The following is a 22,494-nucleotide window of genomic DNA, read 5'->3' as shown; positions in this document are numbered from 1 at the left end:
TCGGCCTGCCCCGACGCCGCGGGGAGCGTGGTGGATTTGAGGACATTCTGCCCTGAACTGCACGTTTTGGTCATTCCTGCGCCCTATGGTCGTCGTCGGGCCCCGGCGTGGTGGGGCCGCCAATGCAGTGCGTCGGCACTGCGCTCGGGCACACAATGAATGGGAATGGTTTAAAATGTGTCATTACTGCTTGGAGCTTTCTCCCCAGCTTGCGATTTCTCCCGTCTACGGCGTGCTGCAGGGCGCACCGCTGACCCGGCATCTGGTCAACGATCTGCCCGATGCCGACCATCAGGAGGCCGCCGACGCCGCCGCCGGAACGGGCACGGCCTATTCGGTCACGCTGGGCGACAGTTTTGCCGGAGAGATCGGCTCTGGCTCCGATGTGGATTGGGTGCAGATCGAGCTGACCGAGGGCGACAACCTGGTGCTGACGGTGTTCGGCACCAACGGCTCGCTCGCCGGGATCGAGAACACCGGGCTGGCGCTGTATGATTCATCGGGCAGCCAGCTTGCCTACAACGATGACGCCTATTTTACCGACAATGGCTATGCCTATGACGACACCTATTTTTCGCTGATCGAATACACGGTGGAGGCGACGGGCAGCTACTTCATCGGGGTCAGCGGCGTGTCTGGCGTGGCGGGCTTTGGGGACAGTGGCGACTACATCCTGCGCACCGCGACCGACATGTTCCGGACCGAAGACATCGTAAGCCAGATCACCGAGTTCGGCTGGGGCATTCCGACGGCGATCGGGCATGACGAGAACACCGGCGACACGATCCGGGTCTACCTTGAAGAGCTCACCGCGGAGGGCCGGGAGCTGGCGCTGCTGGCGCTGGAGCAGTGGTCGGTGGTGACCGGGATCACCTTTGAGGAAACCGCAGATATAGGCGCATCCGACATTGATTTTGACGATTCCCAACCCGGCGCCTTTGCCGGGCCGGGCTCCTACATGCCGAGCACGGGGGTCATCAACTGGGCCAATGTGAACGTGGGGACCGGGTGGCTCTCGTCCTATGGCACCACGGTCGACAGCTACTCGTTCCTGACCTACATGCACGAGATCGGCCATGCGCTGGGGCTCATGCATTCGGGCAATTACAACGGCAGCGCCACCCACGGGGTCGACAACCACTTCGTCAATGACAGCACGCTGGCGACCGTCATGTCCTACTTCGACATGTCCGAGGCCGGGCTGGCCTCCTATGCCAGCGTCATCACCCCGATGATCGCGGATATCGCCGCCGTCTGGGCGCTTTACGGCACGCCGGCGGAGGTGGAGGGCGGCGATACCACATGGCTGGCCAACACCACCGTGGGCGGGCTGACCGGCACTGTGATGGGGGCGGTGTGGAACGGTGCCGAGGTGTCTTCGGCGCTGTTTGGTGGCGGTGCCATCGCGATGACGGTGCTCGACACCGGCGGGATCGACACCTTCGACCTGTCGACCTCCATCGCCGGCAATATCGTCGACCTTGCGGAGGGCGCCCTGAGCACGCTGGGCGGCACTGACGAGCGCCATGCCGGCAACCTCGTGGTGATCGCGGAGGGCACGGTGATCGAGAACGCGCTGGGCGGGGCTGGCGACGACGAGATTGCGGGCAACGAAGCCGGGAACGCGCTGTGGGGCATGGGCGGGGATGACAGGCTCGTGGGCCGGGGCGGGGACGACCTGCTGGAAGGGCGCGCGGGCGACGACGTGATGGAGGGCGACGCCGGCTCCGACACGCTGCTGGGCGGCGCGGGCCGGGATGTGCTGCACGGCGGCGAGGGTGGCGACGTGCTGGCGGGCGGCTCGGACCGGGACTTTCTCTATGGTGGCGGTGGCAACGACCAGATGAACGGCGGGGTCGGGCATGATGCGCTCTGGGGGCAGACCGGCAATGACTATGCCTCGGGGCGCAACGGCAACGATGTTATCAGGGGCGGCTCCGGGCAGGACTGGCTGGCGGGCAATGCCGGGGAGGACGCGCTCTGGGGCGGCGGCGGTCATGATGCGCTGTATGGCGGCACCGGGAATGACGCGCTCGACGGCGGCGCGGGCAACGATGTGCTGAAGGGCGGTGGCGATGACGACTGGCTTGCGGGCCGGTCGGGCAGCGACGTGCTGACCGGCGGCATGGGGGCGGATACCTTCGTGTTCACCGAGTTCGACCCGGGCGACCGTGACAGGGTGACGGATTTCAGCTCTGCCGAGGGCGACGTGCTGCACCTCGGCGGTGTGCCCGGGCTGACGGCGCTGGACCAGTTTGCCAGCCTGAGCATCGGCCAGAATGGCGCCGATGCCGAGATCAGCTGGGCCGGAATGACCGTGGTGCTCGAGAATGTCTCCGCCGCCTCGCTGCTGGTGAGCGATCTCGAGTTCGTCTGACGGTGCCGCGCCCGCCCTACCCCCGGTCGATGATGTTGCGGTGATGGCGCCGCAGAAACAGCAGCCCCAGCGCCATGGGCACCCCGCCGACGGCCAGCACGTAGCCGACCGAGGCATAGCTGGCATCGTAGGTGGCATAGATCCCGGCCCGCACCAGACCGACGCAGTGGATCAGCGGGTTGAACCAGAGCCAGTCCTGATAGGGCTGGGGCACGTCATCGAACACGAAGAGCACACAGGACAGGATGAACAGCGGGCGGTTGAGAATGGCCCAGCTCCGCTCCCATGTGGGGAAGCTGGAGAGCAAATAGGCGTTGAGCGTGCCCACCCCCAGCGCGAGCCAGACCGCGAGGCCGAAGCCTAGGGCGAGATGCGGAATGTCGAGAATCACCCGCAGGTCGAAGGCGATGATGATGCCGGTGAGCAGGATCATCAGCACCAGCGCCTGGGTGATGGTGTTGAGCAGGAATCGGGCGGCGAGCGCATCGACGAAGGTGACGCCGGGATAGTGCAGCAGCTGGCGCGAGAAGCGCAGCGAGAGCGCGACCTTCTGGCTGATGTCGAGATAGGCCATGAAGGGCAGCAGGCCGGAGGCGTAGAACAAGGCGAAGTTGGTGCCGAGCGAGGGCGCCCGGAAGGCCAGGGAAAACACCAGCGACAGCAGGGCGATGCCGGCCACAGGCTCGAGCACGGCCCAGGCATAGCCCATGGCGTTGCGCCCGTAGGTGGTGGACATCTCGCGGATGAACAGCGCGGCCACCGCCCGCCCGGTGCGAAACCGGGCGGGGCGGGAGGCGGGGGGCAACTGGCCCGGCGTTAACGAAATATCATCTGTCATCCTTTAGCCAACTTAGAGCCAAAGGGTTCTCAAACCCTTGATGGCGTCGATGGAAAATGAAGGACAGCGCAGATGCAGGGGCAGGTTTTGCGACAGGTGGCACCGCAGAAGGGTGCCGCCGCGCGGGTGGCCCGGGTGGCCGCCACGCCAAGCGCCCGCCCCGCCCGCGCCCGGCGTCGGCACTGGGGCCTGCTGTTGTCTCTGCTCGCCATGGTCGTGGCCCCGATGGCCCTTGCCGGGTGGTATCTGTTCACCGTTGCGGAAGACCAATACGCCAGCCGGCTCGGCTTTTCGGTGCGCAAGGAAGACACCGGCAGCGCGGTGGAGATCCTTGGCGGCATCACTGACCTCACCGGCGGCTCCTCGACCAATGACACCGATATCCTGTTCGAATACATCCAGAGCCCCAACATGGTGCGCGCGGTGATGCAGCAGGTCGACCTCGTGGCCGCCTACACCCGGCCGGACGACCCGGTTTTCTCGCTGGGCGAGGACACCCGCATCGAGGCGGTCTCGGACTACTGGACGCGGATGGTGCAGGTGTATTTCGACCGCTCCAGCCACCTGATCGAGATCCGGGTCAGGGCCTTTGCCCCGGAGGATGCGCTGGCCATTGCCCGCGCCATCCGCGCCGAGAGCGACCGCACGATCAATGCCCTCTCCGCCGTGGCCCGCGAGGACGCCACGCGCTATGCCCGCGCCGAGCGGGACCGGGCGCTGCAACGGCTGAAGGCGGCGCGCACGGCGCTGACGGAGTTTCGCACCAAGCACCAGATCGTGGACCCGGAGGCCGATATCCGGGGACGGATGGGGCTGCTGAACACGCTACAGGCCGAGCTGGCCAATGCGCTCATCGAGCTGGACCTGCTGCGCCAGAACAGCCGGGCCGACGACCCGCGGATCGTGCAGTCGGAGCGGCGGGTTCTGGTGATCCGCCAGCGGATCAGCGAAGAGCGCGCCCGGTTCTCGCAGGATGGCGACGCGAGCGAGGAGCAAGAGGCCTACTCGCGGCTCATCGGCCAGTACGAGGCGCTGGCGGTGGACCAGAAGTTTGCCGAGGAGGCCTATGTTGCCACCCTCGCCGCCTATGATGCGGCGGTGGCCGAGGCGCAGCGGCAATCGCGCTACCTTGCCACCTATATCGAGCCGACCGCCGCCGAAACGCCGCTGTTTCCGCAGCGCTGGATCCTGCTGCTGACGCTGCTCGGCGCGCTTGCCACCGCCTGGACCGTGCTGACGATGGTCTACTACTCGCTGCGCGACAGGCGATGAGCCCGGGCCTGCCGCCACGATGATCGAGCTGCGCAACCTCACCAAATCCTACAATGTCCGGGGCCAGCGGAAGATGGTGGCCGACGGGCTGACCCAGCGCTTTCCGCCGCGCACGGCGGTGGCGATCCTGGGCCGCAACGGGGCAGGAAAGTCGAGCCTGCTGAAGATGATCTCGGGCGCGATGGAGCCGGACCGGGGCGAGGTGCGGATTCGGGGGACGGTGTCGTGGCCGGTGGGGTTTTCGGGGAGCTTTCACCCCGAGCTGACCGGGCTTCAGAACATCCGCTTCATCGGCAGGGTCTATGGCGTGGACACCGATGAGCTGGTCGAGTTCGTCGAGGATTTTGCCGAGCTGGGCGGGCATTTTCGGATGCCGGTGCGCACCTATTCCAGCGGCATGCGCTCGCGCCTCGCCTTCGGGGCCTCGATGGGCATTCACTTCGACACCTATCTGATCGACGAGATCACCGCCGTTGGGGATGCCTCGTTCAAGGCGAAATCGGAGGCGGTGATCCGGGCGCGGCTGGAGCAGGCGGGGGCGATCTTTGTCAGCCACGCGCTGCCGCAAGTCCGGCGGCTGTGCAGCGAGGGTGCGGTGCTGGAGGAGGGGAAATTGTTTTATTACAAGGACGTGCGGGATGCGATTGCGCATCACAAGGAGATCATGAAGGCCGGGCCGGACGAGGAGTGAGGCGCGCCCGCTCCCGCGCGCGGGGGCGAGTCGGGCGGTGCCAGATCAGACGAAAACGAACTCGCTCGTGCCAAGATCCGCGAGGGAGACGTCTTCGAGGAGAATGCTGTGGCCGCCGAAGCCGAGCAGCACGTCGTCGCCCGACTGGATGGCCCCCAGCGCGTCGATCCGGTCGGCCTTGGAGCCACCGGGAATGCCGCTGAACTGAAGCACATCGGCCTCGGCGGCGTCGAAATCGGTGATGATGTCGAGCTCGCCGCTGCTCAGGGTCGCAAAGACGAAAGTGTCGGCCCCGGCGCCGCCCGAGAGCAGATCGTTGCCGGTGCCGCCGTTGATCCTGTCGCTGCCGCCGCCGCCGTTGATCACATCGTTCCCGCCGCCGCCGTTGAGCACATCGCTGCCGCTCTGGCCCCAGATCTCGTCGGCCCCGTCGCCCGAGCCGATCGTGTCGTTGCCGCCGCCGCCATAGATCGCATCGGCCCCGGCCCCGCCGCCAATGCTGTCATCGTCCTTGCCGCCTTCGATGTGGTCGCTGCCGGCGCCGCCCGCGATGGCATCCTTGCCGTCACCGCCGAAGACCCGATCGCTGCCGTAACCGGCGGTGAGCGTGTCATTGCCGGTGCCGCCATCGAGCAGGTCGTGGCCCTGACCCCCGGCGATCTCGTCCCGGCCGTCATCGCCGAACAGCGCGTCATCGCCATCGCCGCCGCCGATAAGGTCGTCGCCGGTGCCGCCGTGGATCTCGTCGTTGCCATTGGCGCCGGGGAGGTTGTCGTTGCCCGCGCCGCCGTCGATGAAGTCGTTGCCGTCGCGGCCGAGGATCTGGTCGTTTCCCTCGCCGCCGATCAGGACATCGTCGCCCTCCAGCCCATCGAGCCAGTCGTTGCCGCCGCCGCCCTCGAGGCGGTTGGCCTCGGCGCTGCCGGTGAGGTGATCGCCGTAGGTGCAGCCGATCACGCCCTCGATGCCGTAGAACAGGTCGCCCGCCGCTTCGCCCGCGTTCAGCCCGGTGTCGGAGAGGTTCACGACAACCCCGCCCGCCGCGCCGGTGTAGCTGACCACATCCATGCCCGAGCCGCCCCAGAACCCGTCGACCCCGCCGCCCGAGATCATCAGGTCATCGCCGCCGCCCGCGTGCATGTCGTCATCGCCGGCGGTGCCTTGAAGCACGTCGTCCTCGAGGGTGCCGAAGAGGTCGGTGCCGGGCTCGGCCTGCGGCTCTTCGAGCGGGGCGCGCACCACCTCGTAGCTGCTGGAGAAGGTGAAGCTGATGTTGGCGAAGTCTTCGAAGGTGAGCGGCTCGCCGTCGGCCGAGAAGATCTCGAGGCTTTCGGCCCCGTAGTTGATCCGCAGCGCGCCGTTGCTCCACTCGTAGACGTCGAGCCAGGCGGTGCCGTAGCACATGCTCCAGTCGGAGAGGTCGATGGTGTCGATGCCGACCTCGAAGTCCATCACCCGGTCGCGCTCGAGGTCGCCGCCTGTGAGCACGAAGGTATCGGCCCCGGCCTCGCCGTAGAGCCTGTCGCGCCCGGCGCCGTCGACGATGATGTCGTCGCCATCGCCGCCGTAGATGAACAGGGGGCCGGATGAGTCGGAGACGATCAGATCGTCCTTGGCGGTGCCGGTGTGGCCGCTGGTGGTGGCGAAGTCGAGATCTTCGAGGCTGGAGATGTTGAGCGTGAACTGCACCACGCCGGGGGCACCCTCGGTGGTGACGAAGAGGTCGAGCCGGGTGCCGGTGAGGTTGGTGCCGATGCCGGAGATCCGGTCGAGCCCGGCGTCGAGGCTGCCCTCGATCGTCTGGAAGGGCAGAAGGTTGCCGTCGGGCAGGAGGGTATAGACCGAGAGCCCGCCGTCATTGCCGCCGGCGATGACCAGCGTGCGCCCGCCGCCGAGATCGACCACCTCCAGCGCGGTGACGCCGGAAAAGCGGGTGTCGAGACTGTCGACCACATGGGTGGCCGGGGCGAGGCTGCCGCCCGGCTGCACCTCGAGCACGGTGAGCGAGCTGGAGCCGGAGGAGGCGACGACGACATAGGCGGTGCCGTCGATCACCGTGCTGTCCATCGCGGTGACGGTCTGCACCGGCAGGCTCTCGTCGCGGCCGAAGCTGTCGACCTCGGTGAGCGTGCCGTTGTTGGCGACGCGATAGGCGGTGACGCCGTGCTCGGTGGCCGAGCCCGCCAGCAGGTAGGTGGTGCCGCCGACCTCGACCACCGACATCGACGAGACGTTGGCGGCGTAGTGGCTGGCGGTGTCGGGCTGGCTCTCGGCCAGTGTCAGGGTGTTGCCGTTGTTGGTGACGGCATAGGCGGCCACGCCGGCGCCGTTTTGCGGCGCGACGAAGAGATAGTCGGTGCCGCCGACGTTGGCACAGATCAGCGTGGCGGCATTGGCTTGGCTCTCGGTGGTGGAAAGGAAGGCGCGGTCGGAGCCGCGATTGCCGGCGGCCAGCTCGTCGAGCGCGCCGTCGATCACCCGGCCGGAGAGGCTGACGCTCTCGCCGAAGAGGGTGAAGTTGACGCGCCCGCCCAGCGACAGGGTGCCGCCTACGCCGGCAAGGCCCGAGCCGGTGGCGTCATAGTCGCGGACCACGTTGTTGCCGTGGTTGATGAGGGTGATGCCGGAATTGGTGTTGATGATGCTGCCGAGCATCGTCGGATGCTGGGCGCTACCGCCCGTCAGGATACCCTTGAACTCGAATTCAGCCATGCTGCCCGCCCTTGCCCTTGCGACCGGGCTGTTGTGCAGGGCGCTCGGGGCGCCGGGCGGGGCGGGATTGTGGCTGAACGGCGCAGGATGCCGACAAGGTGTCGAAAATACCATTGAAATCGAGGAGGTTTGCAGGCGGATAATTTGGCCCGTGGCGGCAGGGTGCCGCAACGCCAAGGCCGCATCATCTTGGTTGACCTTGCGACGGCATACACTCTATTTTGTGTGCAAGTTGCGGCACGCAGACCGCAGCAGACGAGAGCGAAGGGCAGCTGCGTTGAAAATTCTCCGGCCATTGATCGTGCTGCTGCTGTTGGCTGCCTGTTCGCTGCCGCGCGGTGCCGCGATTTCGAACGAGGTGCTGAAGGCGCAGAACTCGGAGAATCCGCAGATCGCCGTTTACCCGGTGACTCGCGCCCTGTTGCCGCGCTTTGCCGCATGGCCCTACACCGGCTCGGGTATGCGCTCGGAAGGCTGGCTGCGCGGGTCGGGGCGCTCCGGGGAGCCGCGCATCAAGCCCTATGACCGGGTCGACCTGATCATCTGGGATTCGGAGGACAACTCGCTGATCGCCCCTGCCGGCGCCAAGCTGGTGGAAATGCGCAACCTGCGGGTCAACCAGAGCGGCCATATCTTTGTGCCCTACCTCGGCGAGCAGCGGATTGCCGACAAGACCGCCGATGCCGCCCGTCGCCAGCTTGAAAGCCAGATGATCGAGATCGTGCCCTCGGCGCAGGTGCAGCTGAACGTGCTGCCCGGCACCGGTAGCGCGGTTTCGCTGGTGGGCGGCGTGAACGCGCCCGGCACCGTGGCGCTGCCCGACGGCGGCTTTACCGTGCTCGGGCTGATCGCCCAGGGTGGCGGCCCGCAGGCGGGCCTGCGCAACCCGCGGGTGCGGCTGATCCGGGGCGGCCACACCTATGCCACTTCGCTCGAACGGCTCTATGACAACCCAGGGCTCGACACCACGCTGACCGGCGGTGACAAGGTGATGCTGGTTGCGGATGACCGCTACTTCCGCGCCCTCGGGGCCAGCGGCAAGGAGCAGCTGATCTACTTCGAGAAAGAGCATATTTCGGCGCTGGACGCGATGTCGCTCATCGGCGGGCTCGAGGATACGCGGGCCAACCCGAAGGGGGTGCTGATCCTGCGGCACTACAGCCCGCGCGCCGTTCGGGCCGATGGGGTGAAGGGGCCGCAGAACGTGCGGACCGTGTTCACCATCGACCTGACCAGCGCGGATGGCCTGTTTTCGGCGGAGAAGTTTGCCATTCATCCGCAGGACACGGTGCTGGTGACGGAGAGCCCGGTGACGAATGCCCGCACGATCTTTTCGCTGGTGGGCAGCGCGGTGGGCGTCAGCAACGCGATCTCGAACTGACGCCTTCAGGGGCCGAAGCGGTGCCCGCTGGCGGGCGCGCGACTTAGCTTTTCAGAGAAATCCGAGTCTTTCGATCGCCTGTCGGGCGAGCTGGCGCGAATCGTCGGAGCCGTGGCTCGCGCCGTCGTTGAGCAGGTGAAGCTTGCCGCTCAGGCGCTTCTTGGACACTTCGGTTCGAATGAAATCAGCCACTTCCATGTCGCCGAGCGACAGGATGTGCTGCGCAACGGCCTCAACAGATTTGTCCGGCATTTTGGTCCCCTGAAATGCACATGAAACTCCCCGGTGAAAGGGTATGGAAAACGAGTGCAGATCGCAACGGCTGTGCCGAGTTGGGGGCTTTTCTATGCCGCGGGGCGTGCGATAACGGGCGGATGACAGGGGATCGGGCAATCGGGTGTGACGGAGGCGGCAGCGGTGCGCGGCTTGCGCTGTTGTGGGATGGCCGGCGCCACGAGGCGAAGGGCGGGCCGGCCAATGCCACCTCGGATTTTGCCGGTGCGGTGGCGGAGGTGCTGGCGCTGCTGGAGCGGGTTGCGGCCCAGGCGGGGCTTGCGATTGACGCGCTGCGCGGGGTGCCGGCCCATTTTGCCCTCGCCGGTGTTGTGAACGACGAGATCGCCCGGGCGGTTGCCGCCGCGCTGCCCTTGGCCGCCGTGGTCGAGGAAGACCGCCGCGCAGCCGTGCGCGGAGCGCTGGGCGCGGGGGCCGGATACGTGGCGGGCATTGGCACCGGCTCCTACATTGCGCGGCAGGGGCCGGAGGGGTTTGCGTCGATCGGCGGGCACGGGCTGGTGCTGGGGGATGAGGCCTCGGGCGCCTGGGTGGGGCGAGAGCTGCTGCGCGCGGTGATCGCGGGGGCCGACGGCTTGGCGGAGGGCTCGGACCTGACCCGCGCTGTGGCACAGGAGATGGGCGGCGCGGCGGGCGTGGTCGGCTTTGCCGCCAGCGCCGGGCCGCGGGATTTTGCCCGGCTCGCGCCACGGGTGTTTGACGCCGGGGAGGATGCTGTGGCCGGGCAGATCATTGCGAGGGGTGCGGATTACATTGCCCGCGGCGTGGCGCGGCTGGGTTGGCAGGCGGGCGACGTGCTGTGCCTGACCGGCGGGGCCGGGCCGCGCTATGCGGCCGCGTTGCCCGCGCAGATGCAGGCCGCGCTTGTGCCCGCGCAGGGCACGGCGCTGGAGGGGGCATTGGCGCTGGCCCTGGAGCAGCGTCCATGAGCGCAACCGCCTATATCGCCGGGGCCGTGCATGACGGCGTGGCGCTGCGCCGGGGCGTGGCGCTGGTGGTGCAGGGGCCGCAGGTGGTGATGCTGGCCGAGCCGGGCGATCTGCCCGAGGGCTGCGCCATGGTGGAGACCGGGGCCGAGATCCTCGCGCCGGGCTACGTGGATTTGCAGGTGAACGGCGGCGGCGGGGTGATGCTGAACGATGGCCCCACCGCGGCGCGGCTCGAGACCATGGCCCGCGCCCATGCGGCCTGCGGCACGACCTCGATCCTCCCCACGCTCATCACCGCCACGCCGAAGATGACGGAGGCGGCGCTGGCGCTGGCGGGATCGACGGTGCGCGGCGTGATCGGGCTGCACCTTGAGGGGCCGCACCTTGACCCGGTGCGCGCCGGGGCCCACAGCCCGGCGCTGATCCGCGAGATGGGCGAGGACGACCTTCAGCGCCTGCTGGCCGCGCCGGGGCGGCTGAAGGTAACGCTGGCCCCGGCCTCGGTCAGCCCGGCGCAGGTGGCGCGGCTGGTGGCGGATGGGGTGCTGGTGTCTCTCGGGCACAGCGATTGCAGCTATGAGGAGGCGCGGCGCTACGTGGAAGCAGGCGCGACCTGCGTGACCCATCTGTTCAACGCGATGAGCCAGATGGGCAGTCGCGCGCCGGGGCTGGTGGGCGCGGCGCTGGCGGAGGGGCGGCTGAGCGCGGGGGTGATCTGCGACGGCATCCATGTGCACGCCGAAACCCTGCGCCGGGCAAGGGCCGCCAAGCAGGCGGCCGGGCGATGGCCGGGTTTCCGGCGAGCGCGGTGGCACGGCGGCGCCATGGCCTGCTCGTGGGTGAACGTGCAGCGGGCGAGCTTTATGAGGCATTGCCCGCCTCGGTGGGTGTCGCGCTGGTGCGATGGTTTGGCCTCGGCCAGAGGGTCAGAGAGAGCGGCATATTGCACGCCTCCGCTCTGTGCGGTGACAGCCACCGAGATCTGGTTCCAGCCTGCGGTCAGGTCAGGGCAGGTTGTGGATTGCGGGCAAGGCGGGCCTCTTGTGGTGGAGCCGGTGGGTTGGCAGGGTAGGGTCGGGCGGGGTAATTGACAAGCATGCTTATAGTAAGTATGCACACCAATAACGCCGGAGGGAGGAACCATGGCACAGCTCGGAACACTCGAAGAGCTTCCGGAGGATTACCGGGAGGATATGGCCGCGGCGGGGGTTGCCCCGCTCTGGCCGATGATGCGCAACGTGCTGCCCCATGGCGCGCCCAACCCGCAAACCAAACCCGGCCACTGGCGCTACCAGGCGATCCGCCCGCTGCTGCACCGCGCGGGCGAGCTGACGCCGGTGGAAAAGGCCGAGCGGCGGGTGCTGGTGCTGAGCGATCCGGGGCGCGGCGTGGGGGCGATGCAGGCGACCTCCTCGATCTACCTTGGCCTTCAGTTCCTGCTGCCCGGCGAGACCGCCCCGGCCCATGTGCACACCCCCAGCGCGGTGCGGATCATCGTGGAGGGCGAGGGCGGCTACACGGTGGTGGACGGAGAGAAGCTGCCGATGCAGGAGGGCGACCTTGTGCTCACCCCCGGCGGCGAGTGGCATGACCATGGCCATGAGGGAAAAGACCCGGTTGTCTGGCTCGATGCGCTGGACCTGCCGCTGTTTGTTTACCTCGAAGGCTCCTATGCCGAGGAAGGCCCGTTGCAGAACCAGCGCAACCGGCCGGATGCCAGCCAGATAGATTATCGCGCCGCGGGCCTTGCCCCGGCCCGCAAGCTGGGGGCCAAACCGCGCCGCTATCCGATGGCGCGCTACCCATGGGCGCGGACCCGTGAGGCGCTGGTGGAGACGATGAAATACGACGGCGGCCCGGTGGTGGAGCTGGATTACATCAACCCCGAGACCGGCGCCGACATTCTGCCGACCATGGGCTTTACAGCGATGATGGTGGAGGCCGGGGGCGAGGAGCGCCCGCCTCTGCGAAGCTGCTCCAGCGCCTTTCACGTGATCGAGGGCAGCGGGCATTCCATCGTCAACGGCCAGCGCATCGACTGGGCCGCGAAAGACACCTTTACCGCGCCGGTCTTTGCCGAGATCACGCACCATGCCGACGCGGAGTCTTTCCTCGTTCGCATCCATGACCGCCCGCTTCAGGAGAAGCTGGACTATTACGAGGAACGCAGCCGATGACCGACTATCTCTTTGCCGCCCCCGAGGTGCAGAGCATCCCCGTGAAGGGCGAGGCCGCCGAATACCCGATTCACCGGATCTTCTGCGTCGGGCGCAACTATGCCGCCCATGCCGAGGAGATGGGCTTCGAGGTGGACCGGGAGGCGCCGTTTTACTTTTCCAAGCAGTTGCACTCGGTTCTGGCGACGGGCGGCACCCTGCCCTACCCGCCGGGGACCGAGGATTTCCATTACGAGATGGAGCTGGTGGTGGCGCTGGGGGCGGAGGTGTTCAAGGGCACCGCGGAGCAGGGCGCGGCGGCGGTCTATGCCTTTGGCTGCGGGCTGGACATGACCCGGCGCGACCAGCAGATCGCCTCGCGCAACAAGAAGCGTCCGTGGATGCTGGGCAAGGATGTGGAGGGCTCCTGCGTGCTCTCGCCGCTGACCAAGGCGGGCGAGTTTGCGGTGGACGCGCAGCGGATTCATCTGGAGGTGAACGGGGTCTCGAGGCAGGACAGCACGCTCGACCTGCTGATCCACAAGGTGCCCGAGGTGATTGCGCATCTGTCGAAGTTCTACCACCTGCGCCCCGGCGATATCATCCTGACCGGCACGCCGGAGGGGGTTGGCCCGGTGGTGGCGGGTGACAAGATCACCGGCGGGATCGACGGGCTGGACCCGATTGCACTGGATATCGGGCCGGCGGAATGAGGTTTCATGGCTATTTCCGCTCGTCGAGCAGTTATCGCTGCCGGATTGCCTGCAACCTGAAGGGCGTGGGCTATGACTTTGTGTCGGTGCATCTGGCGCAGGGACAGCAGAAGGCGGAGGGCTTCAAGGGGTTGAACCCGCAGGCACTCGTGCCCGCCTTCGAGCTGGACGGCGGCGAGGTGCTGACGCAGAGCCCGGCCATTCTGGAGTGGCTGGACGAGACCCACCCGGAGCCGAAGCTGCTGCCCGATGACCCGATCGAGCGGGCGCATGTGCGGGCCTTCTGCGCTGCCATCGCCTGCGAGATTCACCCGCTGCAAAACCTGCGGGTGCTGCAATACCTGCGGGCCGAATACGGGCAGGATCAGGAGGGCGTGGAGGCTTGGTGCCAGCGCTGGATTGGCGACGGGCTGGCGGCCTGCGAGGCGCTTCTGGCGAAGGCCCCGGCGCGGCAGTTCTGCTTTGGTGAGACGCCGGGCATGGCCGATGTCTACCTCGTGCCGCAGGTGTTTTCGGCGGCGCGGTTCAAGGTGGACCTGAGCGGGATGCCCAATGTCACCCGCATCGCAGAGGCCTGCAACGCGCTGCCGGCCTTTGCCGAGGCGCATCCGAGCCAGCAGCCGGACGCGGAATAGCCAACCGGGGGAGGAGACCCGATGCGCAACGACCGTTACGTGATTGCAGGCGGCGGGATCGGCGGGCTCGCGCTGGCCATTGGGCTGGCGCAGAAGGGGCTGCGCTCGATCGTGCTGGAAAAGGCCAGCAGGCTGGGGGAGATCGGCGCGGGCATTCAGCTTGGGCCGAACGCCTTTCATGCCTTCGACTACCTCGGGGTGGGCGACACCGCGCGGGAGATGGCCGTTTACATCGACAACCTGCGCCTGATGGATGCGATGAGCGGCGACGAGATCACCCGGATTCCGCTGGGCGAGGATTTTCGCACGAGGTTTGGCAACCCCTATGCGGTGGTGCATCGGGGCGATCTGCACGGGGTGTTTCTGCGGGCCTGCGAGGCGCATGAGCTGGTGGAGCTGCGCACCTCCTGCGAGGTGACGGGCTATGTGCAGGACGCAGGCAGCGCCAGCGCGGTGCTGGCGGGCGGCGAGCGGGTGACGGGCACGGCGCTGATCGGGGCGGACGGGCTGTGGAGCAATATCCGCCAGCAGCTTGTGGGTGACGGGATGCCACGGGTTTCGGGGCATTCGACCTATCGCTCGGTGATCCCGACCGACGACATGCCCGAAGACCTGCGCTGGAACGCGGCAACGCTCTGGGCCGGGCCGAAGTGCCATATCGTGCATTACCCGCTTCAGGGCGGGGAGAGCTGGAACCTCGTGGTGACCTATCACAATGACGCGCCGGAGCCGGTGGCCGGAAAGCCGGTGACCCATGAGGAGGTGGCGAAGGGGTTTGAGCACATCAGCCCCAAGGCGCGGCAGATCATCGAGAAGGGGCGGGACTGGAAGGTTTGGGTGCTGTGCGACCGTGACCCGGTGCTGAACTGGGTCGACGGGCGGGTGGCGCTGCTGGGCGATGCGGCCCATCCGACGATGCAATACTTTGCGCAGGGCGCCTGCATGGCGATGGAGGATGCGGTGGCGCTCTCACACCTGGCGGCGGAGGGCGGCGAGATGGGAGCCATGCTGAGGCGCTACAACGAGATGCGTCGGCAGCGCACGGCGCGGATTCAGCTCCAGAGCCGCGAGATCGGCACCCATGTCTACCATCCCGAGGGCGCCCATGCGGAGCTGCGCAACACGGTTATGAGTGCCAAATCGCCCGAGGACTGGTATGACGCGGTGGCCTGGCTTTACGGCTCCACCGGGCTCGAGGGCGCGGTGTCTTCCGAGACATTGGGACGCGCCTGAGGGAAATGGGCTTTACAGGGCCACCTCCGGTATAGTTATGTGGCATAACGATTTTTTGCGTTGATTGCGCGGCCGCATGAATCTTGCGGGAGCGCCATTCGAAAAGCGCAGGAAATGCTGGATTTGGCGGGCGGGGCAGGCTAGGGGAGTTCGGCTTCCGGCCGTAAAGAAACAAGGCCTGGCAGACCCTTGGGGAGGGGGAGAGCAGTGCTTAAATTCATGACAGGCCTCGCGCGTGGCATGGCATTGACGGGGGGCATCGTGCTGGTGTCGCTTGTCATTCTGACCTGCATCAGCGTCTTGGGCCGCGGGTTGAACACCTTCGCGCATTCCGACTTTCTGAAGGGCCTCTCGCAGAGCCTTTCCGACACGATCCTTGCCGCCGGGGCCGGACCTGTGAACGGCGACTTCGAGATCGTCGAGGCGGGCATCGCCTTCACGATCTTTTCCTTCCTGCCGATCTGCCAGCTCTTCAGCGCCCATGCGACGGTGGATGTGTTCACCTCCTTCCTGTCCAAGCGGCGCAACGATGTCATCATCGCCTTCTGGGAAGTGGTCTTCACCGTGATCGTGCTGCTCATCACCTGGCGGCTCTACTACGGCCTAGAAGACAAGATCGGCAATGGCGAGACCTCGCTGCTGTTGCAGTTCCCCATCTGGTGGGCCTTCCTCGCCAGCTTCATCGCCGCGATCGTGGCGTCACTGGTGGCGGTCTACTGCGCCGTGGGGCGCATCATGGAGCTGACGACCGATCAGCACTGGCTTCCGAAGGCAGAAGGAGCGGCACATTGAGCGTGCTTGAACTTGGATACCTGTCGTTCCCGATCCTGCTTGTCATGATCTTCCTGCGGGCCCCGATCGGGCTTGCCATGCTGGTCGTCGGCCTTGGCGGGCTGTTCTATGCTACCGGCGGGACCACGGTGTTTTTGGCGAAGCTGAAGAGCGAGGTTTACACCACCTTTTCCAGCTATTCGCTGAGCATCATCCCGATGTTCCTGCTGATGGGGCAGTTCGCCACGCTCTCGGGCATGTCGACGGCGCTGTTCAAGGCCGCCGAAAGCTGGCTGGGCCATCGCAAGGGCGGGGTGGCCATGGCCTCGGTGGGGGCCTGTGCGGGCTTCGGCTCGATCTGCGGATCCTCGCTCGCCACCGCCGCCACCATGAGCCGGGTCGCGCTGCCCGAGCTGCGGCGCTACGGCTACTCGGGGGGCTTTTCCACCGCGACGTTGGCGGCGGGCGGGACGCTGGGCATTCTCATCCCGCCTTCGGTGATCCTCGTGATCTACGCGATCCTGACCGAGCAGAACATCGCCAAGCTGTTCCTCGCTGCCTTCATCCCCGGCATCCTCGCCGCCATCGGCTACATGATCACCATCAGCATCTACGTGCGGATGTATCCAGACGCGGCCGGCACCCGCGAGCCGGTGCCCTATGCCGAGCGCATCCGGGCTTTGCTTGATGTCTGGCCGGTGCTGCTGGTGTTCGGCCTCGTGGTGGGCGGCATTTACCTTGGCTGGTTCACCCCGACCGAGGGTGCCGCCGTGGGTGCGGCGGGCACCGGGCTGATCGCGCTGGTGAGCGGCCAGCTCGACTGGACACGGTTCAAGGAAAGCATCATCAGCACCGCGCAGGCGACGGCGATGATTTTCTTCATCGTGCTGGGCGCGGGCTTCTACAACTCGTTCCTCGCCCTGAGCCAGGTGCCTCAGGAGCTTTCGAACACCATCGTCGGCCTCGGCTGGAGCCCTTGGATGGTGCTGATCCTGATCCTCGCCTTCTATCTCGTCTTCGGCTGCCTGATGGACAGCCTCAGCATGATCCTGCTGACGATCCCGATCTTCTTTCCGATCATCTCCAACCTCGATTTCGGGCTGGTCTCGCTGCACGCGCTTCAGGAGGCCCGTTTTGAAAGCTGGTTCGCGGAGGCGCAGATGTGGTTTGAGGGGCTACAGGCCGGGGCCATAGAAGGCATGCGCGAAAGCCGGTTCGAGCGGGCGCTGGCGGAGGCCAACGAGCACATGGCGGTGCTGGGCCTCGGCACGGTGGCCGATGCTGCCAACCTTGCCCCGGCGCAGGTGGCGGCGATCTTCGGCGAAACAACGCCCGAGGTGGTTCAGGCCGCCCGCGCCTCGCTGGAGGCCGGTGGAACGCTGGATGGCGACGTGATGCAGGAGATCGGCCTGCGCGGCGCGACCGAGGCCAACCTGGCGCGGGTCTCGCTGGAGCATGTGGCGATCTGGTTCGGGATCCTTGTGCTGATCGTGGTCGAGGTGGGGCTGATCACGCCGCCGGTGGGGATGAACCTGTTCATCATCAACGCGATGGACCGCACCACGCCCATGGTCGAGACCTACAAGGCGGTGATCTGGTTCGTCACTTCCGACATCGTGCGGGTTGCGATCCTTGTCGCTTTCCCGATCATCACCCTCTTTCTGATCCCGCTCTAGGGCGCGCCGATGGCAGCGCGCCCGGCTTGCGCAAAATTAGGTATGAGATATAACAGTCTCAAATTCGTCTGGGAGGACTCATGGATATCAGCGGAAAAGTGGCTCTTGTCACCGGCGGCGGCAGCGGGCTGGGCGCGGCAACGGTGCGGCATCTGGCCGGGCTGGGCGCCAAGGTGGCTGTGCTCGACTTCAACGCCGGGGCGGCAGAGGCCGTGGCGGCAGAGGTGGGCGGCGCGGCCTGTCCGGCGGATGTGAGCGATGAGGCAGCGGTGCAGGCCGCAGTCGAGAAGGCGGCGGCCGATCTGGGCGAAGCGCCGCGCATCGCGGTCAACTGCGCCGGGCTCGGGCTGGCGGCGCGGATCGTGGGCCGCGAAGGCAAGCTCTCGACTGATCTCTTCGAGAAGGTGCTGCGGGTCAATCTCTTTGGCACCTACTACGTGATGTCCCACGCCGCCCGGCTGATGCAGGCCCTTCCGGCCGACAACGAAGACGGCGAGCGCGGCGTGATCGTCAACACCGCCAGCGCCGCCTATCAGGACGGCCAGTTGGGCCAGGCGGCCTATGCGGCCTCCAAGGGCGCGGTGGCCTCGATGTGCCTGCCCGCGGCCCGCGAGTTTGCCAAGACCGGCATCCGGGTGAACGCCATTGCGCCGGGCCTCTTCAACACCCCGATGATGGAGAGCCTGCCGGAGGAGACGACTGCCGCCATCGTCGCCAACGTGCCCTATCCGCACCGGCTGGGCCATCCGCGCGAATACGCGCTGCTGGTGCAGCACATGGTTGAAAACCCCTACCTGAACGGCGAAGTGATCCGGTTGGATGGCGCAACCCGTTTGCCGCCCCGATAAGGAAACCCGATGAGTGACATGCTGAAGATCGAGGTGAAGGACGGGATTGCCGTGCTCACCATGAACCGCCCCGGCAAGCGCAACGCCATGTGCGACGAGCTGCTGGAGGCGATTGACGGCTTCTTCCGCGCCCCGCCCGAGGGCGTGCGCGTGGTGGTGCTGACCGGGACGGAGGGCCACTTTTGCTCGGGTCTCGACCTCAGCGAGCACAAGGCGCGCGATGCCGAGGGCACCATGCGCCATTCGCGCGGCTGGCACGAGGTGATGGAGCGCATCCAGTTTGGCGGGCTGCCGGTGGTGTCGGCGATGTTCGGCGCGGTCATTGGCGGCGGGCTGGAGCTGGCGACCTCGACCCATGTGCGGATTGCCGAGCCTTCGACGATCTTCCAGTTGCCCGAGGGGCGGCGCGGGATTTTCGTGGGCGGCGGCGCGACTGTGCGGGTGGGCCGCATCCTTGGCGCCGACCGGATGATCGAGATGATGCTGACCGGCCGGAAGTATGGCCATGAAGAGGGCAAGGCGCTCGGCCTCGCGCATTACGCGGTGGGCGAGGGGGAGGCGCTGGCGCTGGCGATGGATCTGGCCGCCAAGATCGCCTCCAACGCGCCGCTCTCTAACTACATCATGGTGCAGGCAATTGCCCGGATCGAAGACATGGCCAAGGCCGACGGGCTCTTTACCGAAAGTCTCTGTGCCGCCCTGACACAGACATCGCCCGACGCGCTGGAGGGGCTTGCCGCCTTCCTCGAAAAGCGCGCGCCGAAGTTCAGCTGATGCCCGCGCCGCGCCACCAGCTCGTGCAGCCCGACCCTTCGGACGAGGGGCTGCGCGGCCATGTCGGCTACAACATGAAGCGGGCGTTTCACATGATCCAGATCGACGTGAACGCCACGCTGGCCGCTTACGGCCTGCGCATGGTGACCTTCTCGGCGCTGGTGGTGGTGGCCGAAAACCCCGGGCTGCGGCAATCGCAGCTGGCCGAGATCCTTGCCATCGAGCGGCCCAACCTGGTGGTGATCCTCGATGAGCTGGAACAGGCCGGGATGCTGACACGCGACCGCGCACCCGACGACCGCCGCGCCTATGCGCTGCACGTCACAGCGCAGGGCCTTGCCGTGGTCGAGGAGGCGCGGCTGGCGGTGCAAGAGCACGACCGGCGGATGACGGAGGGGTTGAGCGAGGCGGAGCTGAACCTGCTGATCTCGGCGCTGCGCCGGATCGAGAGAAACGGACGGGACGGGAGGACCACCGGATGACCGACGACACGCGCTACCGCGCCCACAAGGTGCGCCGGGAGGACCGGGCGGACGGAAGCATTCTGCTGCACTCGGGATACGAGATCAGCCCCATTGCCAAGACCACCGGCGACTGGCTGCACGGCTGGGCCGAAACCGCGCCCGACCGGGTGTTCATCGCCGAGCGGTCGGGGCCGGGCTGGCGCGAACTGAGTTATGCCGAGGTGCTGCAACAGGTTCGGGCCATCGGGGCCGCGCTGGTGGGGCGCGGCATGGGGCCGGGCACGCCGATTCTGGTGATGTCGGGCAACGGGGTGGACCACGGGCTGCTGGCCCTCGCGGCGCAATATGTCGGCATTCCGCTGGTGCCGGTGGCCGAGCAATACGCCCTGATCCCGGGCGCCCACGGGCGGCTGAAGCACGCAGTGGAGCTGGTGAAGCCCGGCATGGTCTATGCCGATGACGCCACTCGCTATGCCGATGCGCTGGCGCTGCCCGAGATCGCGGCGCTGGACCGGCTGGTGTCGGCCAACGCGGGCCCGGGGATGCTGCGCTTCGAGGAGCTGCTGAAGGGCGACGCGGGCGTTGAAATCGACACTGTGCATGCCGGAATAGGGCCTGACACGGTGGCGAAATACCTGCTCACCTCTGGCTCCACATCGAACCCGAAAGCTGTGATCACAACCCATGGGATGATGTGCGCCAACCAGGCACAGCTGCTAGACGCCCTGCCTTTTCTTGGCGCACAGCCGCCCCGGATCGTGGACTGGCTGCCGTGGAACCACGTGTTCGGCGGTTCGCACAACTTCAACATGATGCTGGCCAATGGCGGTTCTCTCTATATCGACGACGGCAAGCCGACGCCGGCGCTGATCGGGCGGACGCTGGAGAACATGTCGATGAAGGCGGGCACGATCTGGTTCAACGTGCCGCTCGGCTTCGGCATGGTGACGGAGGCGATGAAAAGCGACGAGGCGCTGCGACGCGCGGTGTTTTCGGAACTCGACATGATCTTCTACGCGGGCGCCTCGCTGCCGCAGGACGTTTGGACGGCGATGGAGGACATGGCCCGCGAGGTGCGCGGCGCGCTGCCGCTGATGACATCCTCCTGGGGGCTGACCGAAACCGCCCCGGCAACCATGCTCCAGCACGAGCCTACCGACCGCTCGGGCATTGTCGGCGTGCCGCTCACCGGCGTGACGACCAAGCTCATCCCCGACGCCGACATGCGCTGCGAAGTGCGGGTGAAGGGGCCGAACATCATGCCAGGTTACTTCGAGGACGCGGCAAAGACGGCGGAGGCCTTTGACGAGGAGGGCTTCTTCATCACCGGCGATGCGATGGTGTTCGTGGACCCCGACGACATGTCGAAGGGCATGAAGTTTGACGGGCGGATCTCGGAGGACTTCAAGCTGCAAACCGGCACCTGGGTGCGAGCCGCGGGGCTGCGGATGGAGGCGCTGAAGCTGCTGGACGGGATCGCCAGTGATCTTGTGATCACAGGGGCGGATCGCAAGGAGATCGGGCTGCTGATCTTCCCGAACCTCGGGGCCTTGAAAAAGGCCGGTTTCGAGACGGATACGGCGGAAAATGCGCTGATCGGGCCGAAGCTTCGGGAAGAAATCAAGCGGCGCCTCGTCGAACGCGCCGGGGAGGCCACCGGCTCCGCCGCGCTCATCACCCGCGCGCTGGTTCTGGCCGAACCGCCCTCGATGGGCGATGGCGAGATGACCGCGAAGGGCAACCTTAACTTCCGCAAGGTGCTCACCCGCCGGGCGGAGCTGCTGGAACGGCTCTATGATGATGCCGACCCGGCTGTGATCACAATCAAGGAGGGCTGACATGGTCGATATCACCAAGGTCCGCGCCATCGACATTCATACCCATGCCGAGGAGCCCTGCGGCTGCCACCCGGATGACGGCTATGACGAGCTGCAAACCACCATGGCGAAATACTTCCGCGCCCCTTGGGAGCATCCGCCGACCATCGCAGAGACGGCGGCGCATTACCGCGAGCAGAACATCGCGGCGGTGATCTTTCCGGTCGATGCCGAGCGGGAGACGGGCTATCGACGCTATTCCAACGACGAGGTGGCCGAGCAGGTGGCGGAGAACAGCGATGTGCTGATCCAGTTTGCCTCGATCGACCCGTGGAAGGGCAAGATGGCCGCCCGCGAAGCGCGGCGGCTGATCCGTGAGTACAAGGTGAAGGGCTTCAAGTTTCACCCGACGATGCAGGGGTTCTTTGCCAACGACCGCATGGCCTATCCGCTTTACGAGGTGATCGAGGAGGAGGGCTGCATCGCGCTGTTCCACACCGGGCAGACCGGGGTTGGCTCGGGGATGCCGGGCGGCAACGGGATGCGGCTGAAGTACTCGAACCCGATGTACATGGATGATGTGGCGGTGGACTTCCCCGACCTGAAGATCATCCTCGCGCACCCCTCCTTCCCCTGGCAGGAGGAGGCGCTGGCGGTGGCGCAGCACAAGCCGAATGTCTACATCGACCTGTCGGGCTGGTCGCCGCGCTACTTCCCCGAGATCCTCGTGCGCTACTGCAACTCGATCCTGAAGAAGAAGGTGCTGTTCGGCTCCGACTGGCCGATGATCACGCCGGAGCGCTGGCTGGCCGATTTCGAGGGCATCGCCATCAAGGACGAGCTGCGCGCGGATATCATCAAAGGCAACGCGGCACGGCTTTTGGGGCTGGGTTAGAGCCTGTTCGCAAGGCGG

Annotated in this window: 20 protein-coding genes; 17 read left to right on the top strand and 3 right to left on the bottom strand. The window is 66.7% G+C overall.

The features are described 5' to 3' along the window. Positions 1–190 precede the first annotated feature (190 nt). Positions 191–2,377 (top strand): M10 family metallopeptidase C-terminal domain-containing protein, encoded by a 2,187-nt coding sequence (locus GTH22_RS15260; protein WP_252946374.1) that lies wholly within the window; start codon positions 191–193, stop codon positions 2,375–2,377. A 16-nt stretch (positions 2,378–2,393) separates the two neighbouring features. Here GTH22_RS15260 and GTH22_RS15255 read toward each other — a convergent pair whose 3' ends face one another. Continuing rightward, positions 2,394–3,215: an ABC transporter permease gene (locus tag GTH22_RS15255; RefSeq protein ID WP_252946373.1), complete on the bottom strand. Its 822-nt coding sequence runs from the start codon at positions 3,213–3,215 to the stop codon at positions 2,394–2,396. Between the two features lie 72 nt (positions 3,216–3,287). Here GTH22_RS15255 and GTH22_RS15250 point away from each other — a divergent pair, with 72 nt between their 5' ends. After that, positions 3,288–4,487 (top strand): sugar transporter, encoded by a 1,200-nt coding sequence (locus tag GTH22_RS15250; RefSeq protein ID WP_252946372.1) that lies wholly within the window; start codon positions 3,288–3,290, stop codon positions 4,485–4,487. 19 nt (positions 4,488–4,506) lie between these two features. Next, the gene (locus tag GTH22_RS15245) at positions 4,507–5,178 is read left to right on the top strand and encodes an ABC transporter ATP-binding protein (protein ID WP_252946371.1); all 672 of its coding nucleotides are present in this window, start codon (positions 4,507–4,509) and stop codon (positions 5,176–5,178) included. A 45-nt stretch (positions 5,179–5,223) separates the two neighbouring features. Here GTH22_RS15245 and GTH22_RS15240 read toward each other — a convergent pair whose 3' ends face one another. Continuing rightward, the gene (locus GTH22_RS15240; RefSeq protein ID WP_252946370.1) at positions 5,224–7,890 is read right to left on the bottom strand and encodes a calcium-binding protein; all 2,667 of its coding nucleotides are present in this window, start codon (positions 7,888–7,890) and stop codon (positions 5,224–5,226) included. Positions 7,891–8,167: 277 nt separating this feature from the next. On the opposite strand from GTH22_RS15240, the gene GTH22_RS15235 reads away from it, so the two are divergent. After that, entirely contained in the window at positions 8,168–9,271 is a 1,104-nt protein-coding gene (locus tag GTH22_RS15235; protein ID WP_252946369.1) for a polysaccharide biosynthesis/export family protein, read from the top strand. A gap of 51 nt (positions 9,272–9,322) precedes the next feature. Here the strand turns inward: GTH22_RS15235 and GTH22_RS15230 are convergent, their stop codons facing one another. Further along, entirely contained in the window at positions 9,323–9,523 is a 201-nt protein-coding gene (locus GTH22_RS15230) for a hypothetical protein (RefSeq protein ID WP_252946368.1), read from the bottom strand. 122 nt (positions 9,524–9,645) lie between these two features. On the opposite strand from GTH22_RS15230, the gene GTH22_RS15225 reads away from it, so the two are divergent. The 13 genes from GTH22_RS15225 to GTH22_RS15165 all read left to right on the top strand — a co-directional run bounded on the left by GTH22_RS15225 (position 9,646) and on the right by GTH22_RS15165 (position 22,476). After that, a complete protein-coding gene (locus tag GTH22_RS15225; RefSeq protein WP_252946367.1) occupies positions 9,646–10,494 on the top strand; it encodes an ATPase in 849 nt (282 codons plus the stop codon). Next, complete coding sequence (locus GTH22_RS15220; protein WP_252946366.1) at positions 10,491–11,585, top strand: N-acetylglucosamine-6-phosphate deacetylase; 1,095 nt, start codon at positions 10,491–10,493, stop codon at positions 11,583–11,585. Before GTH22_RS15225 ends, GTH22_RS15220 begins: the two co-directional genes overlap by 4 nt. Before the next feature lie 51 nt (positions 11,586–11,636). Next, complete coding sequence (locus GTH22_RS15215; RefSeq protein WP_252946365.1) at positions 11,637–12,671, top strand: cupin domain-containing protein; 1,035 nt, start codon at positions 11,637–11,639, stop codon at positions 12,669–12,671. Continuing rightward, positions 12,668–13,363, top strand: coding sequence for a fumarylacetoacetate hydrolase family protein (locus tag GTH22_RS15210; protein WP_252946364.1), 696 nt, complete (start codon positions 12,668–12,670; stop codon positions 13,361–13,363). The genes GTH22_RS15215 and GTH22_RS15210 overlap by 4 nt, the downstream gene beginning before the upstream one ends. Next, positions 13,360–13,998: a maleylacetoacetate isomerase gene (gene maiA, locus GTH22_RS15205; RefSeq protein WP_252946363.1), complete on the top strand. Its 639-nt coding sequence runs from the start codon at positions 13,360–13,362 to the stop codon at positions 13,996–13,998. The genes GTH22_RS15210 and maiA overlap by 4 nt, the downstream gene beginning before the upstream one ends. A gap of 21 nt (positions 13,999–14,019) precedes the next feature. Beyond that, positions 14,020–15,231, top strand: coding sequence for a 3-hydroxybenzoate 6-monooxygenase (locus tag GTH22_RS15200; RefSeq protein ID WP_252946362.1), 1,212 nt, complete (start codon positions 14,020–14,022; stop codon positions 15,229–15,231). A 219-nt stretch (positions 15,232–15,450) separates the two neighbouring features. Next, positions 15,451–16,023 carry a TRAP transporter small permease gene (locus GTH22_RS15195; protein WP_252946361.1) on the top strand — a complete coding sequence of 191 codons (573 nt, stop codon included), beginning with the start codon at positions 15,451–15,453 and terminating at the stop codon, positions 16,021–16,023. Continuing rightward, the gene (locus GTH22_RS15190) at positions 16,020–17,678 is read left to right on the top strand and encodes a TRAP transporter large permease (protein ID WP_252946360.1); all 1,659 of its coding nucleotides are present in this window, start codon (positions 16,020–16,022) and stop codon (positions 17,676–17,678) included. Before GTH22_RS15195 ends, GTH22_RS15190 begins: the two co-directional genes overlap by 4 nt. Before the next feature lie 80 nt (positions 17,679–17,758). Beyond that, on the top strand, positions 17,759–18,526 hold the full coding sequence (locus GTH22_RS15185) for an SDR family NAD(P)-dependent oxidoreductase (protein ID WP_252946359.1): 768 nt from the start codon (positions 17,759–17,761) through the stop codon (positions 18,524–18,526). Between the two features lie 9 nt (positions 18,527–18,535). Then, entirely contained in the window at positions 18,536–19,300 is a 765-nt protein-coding gene (locus GTH22_RS15180) for a crotonase/enoyl-CoA hydratase family protein (protein WP_252946358.1), read from the top strand. After that, the gene (locus tag GTH22_RS15175; RefSeq protein ID WP_252946357.1) at positions 19,300–19,782 is read left to right on the top strand and encodes a MarR family winged helix-turn-helix transcriptional regulator; all 483 of its coding nucleotides are present in this window, start codon (positions 19,300–19,302) and stop codon (positions 19,780–19,782) included. Before GTH22_RS15180 ends, GTH22_RS15175 begins: the two co-directional genes overlap by 1 nt. Beyond that, positions 19,779–21,602, top strand: a complete 1,824-nt coding sequence (locus GTH22_RS15170) for a feruloyl-CoA synthase (RefSeq protein WP_252946356.1) — start codon at positions 19,779–19,781, stop codon at positions 21,600–21,602. Before GTH22_RS15175 ends, GTH22_RS15170 begins: the two co-directional genes overlap by 4 nt. Position 21,603: 1 nt before the next feature. After that, positions 21,604–22,476, top strand: a complete 873-nt coding sequence (locus tag GTH22_RS15165; protein WP_252946355.1) for an amidohydrolase family protein — start codon at positions 21,604–21,606, stop codon at positions 22,474–22,476. The last annotated feature ends 18 nt before the right edge of the window (positions 22,477–22,494 follow it).

This window comes from Oceanicola sp. 502str15 (genome assembly GCF_024105635.1).
Lineage (GTDB): Bacteria > Pseudomonadota > Alphaproteobacteria > Rhodobacterales > Rhodobacteraceae > Vannielia.
The sequence above is the reverse complement of the archived record's forward strand: the minus strand, read 5'-3'. Positions and strand labels throughout refer to the sequence as shown.

Bases quoted from the DNA above. Each gene is read 5' to 3' on its own strand.
- GTH22_RS15245 (WP_252946371.1), top strand. From the start codon at position 4,507: ATGATCGAGCTGCGCAACCTCACCAAATCCTACAATGTCCGGGGCCAG.
- GTH22_RS15250 (WP_252946372.1), top strand. From the start codon at position 3,288: ATGCAGGGGCAGGTTTTGCGACAGGTGGCACCGCAGAAGGGTGCCGCC.
- maiA (WP_252946363.1), top strand. From the start codon at position 13,360: ATGAGGTTTCATGGCTATTTCCGCTCGTCGAGCAGTTATCGCTGCCGG.
- GTH22_RS15200 (WP_252946362.1), top strand. From the start codon at position 14,020: ATGCGCAACGACCGTTACGTGATTGCAGGCGGCGGGATCGGCGGGCTC.
- GTH22_RS15240 (WP_252946370.1), bottom strand. From the start codon at position 7,890: ATGGCTGAATTCGAGTTCAAGGGTATCCTGACGGGCGGTAGCGCCCAG.
- GTH22_RS15180 (WP_252946358.1), top strand. From the start codon at position 18,536: ATGAGTGACATGCTGAAGATCGAGGTGAAGGACGGGATTGCCGTGCTC.
- GTH22_RS15255 (WP_252946373.1), bottom strand. From the start codon at position 3,215: ATGACAGATGATATTTCGTTAACGCCGGGCCAGTTGCCCCCCGCCTCC.
- GTH22_RS15175 (WP_252946357.1), top strand. From the start codon at position 19,300: ATGCCCGCGCCGCGCCACCAGCTCGTGCAGCCCGACCCTTCGGACGAG.
- GTH22_RS15185 (WP_252946359.1), top strand. From the start codon at position 17,759: ATGGATATCAGCGGAAAAGTGGCTCTTGTCACCGGCGGCGGCAGCGGG.
- GTH22_RS15170 (WP_252946356.1), top strand. From the start codon at position 19,779: ATGACCGACGACACGCGCTACCGCGCCCACAAGGTGCGCCGGGAGGAC.
- GTH22_RS15225 (WP_252946367.1), top strand. From the start codon at position 9,646: ATGACAGGGGATCGGGCAATCGGGTGTGACGGAGGCGGCAGCGGTGCG.
- GTH22_RS15220 (WP_252946366.1), top strand. From the start codon at position 10,491: ATGAGCGCAACCGCCTATATCGCCGGGGCCGTGCATGACGGCGTGGCG.
- GTH22_RS15165 (WP_252946355.1), top strand. From the start codon at position 21,604: ATGGTCGATATCACCAAGGTCCGCGCCATCGACATTCATACCCATGCC.
- GTH22_RS15215 (WP_252946365.1), top strand. From the start codon at position 11,637: ATGGCACAGCTCGGAACACTCGAAGAGCTTCCGGAGGATTACCGGGAG.
- GTH22_RS15195 (WP_252946361.1), top strand. From the start codon at position 15,451: ATGACAGGCCTCGCGCGTGGCATGGCATTGACGGGGGGCATCGTGCTG.
- GTH22_RS15230 (WP_252946368.1), bottom strand. From the start codon at position 9,523: ATGCCGGACAAATCTGTTGAGGCCGTTGCGCAGCACATCCTGTCGCTC.
- GTH22_RS15210 (WP_252946364.1), top strand. From the start codon at position 12,668: ATGACCGACTATCTCTTTGCCGCCCCCGAGGTGCAGAGCATCCCCGTG.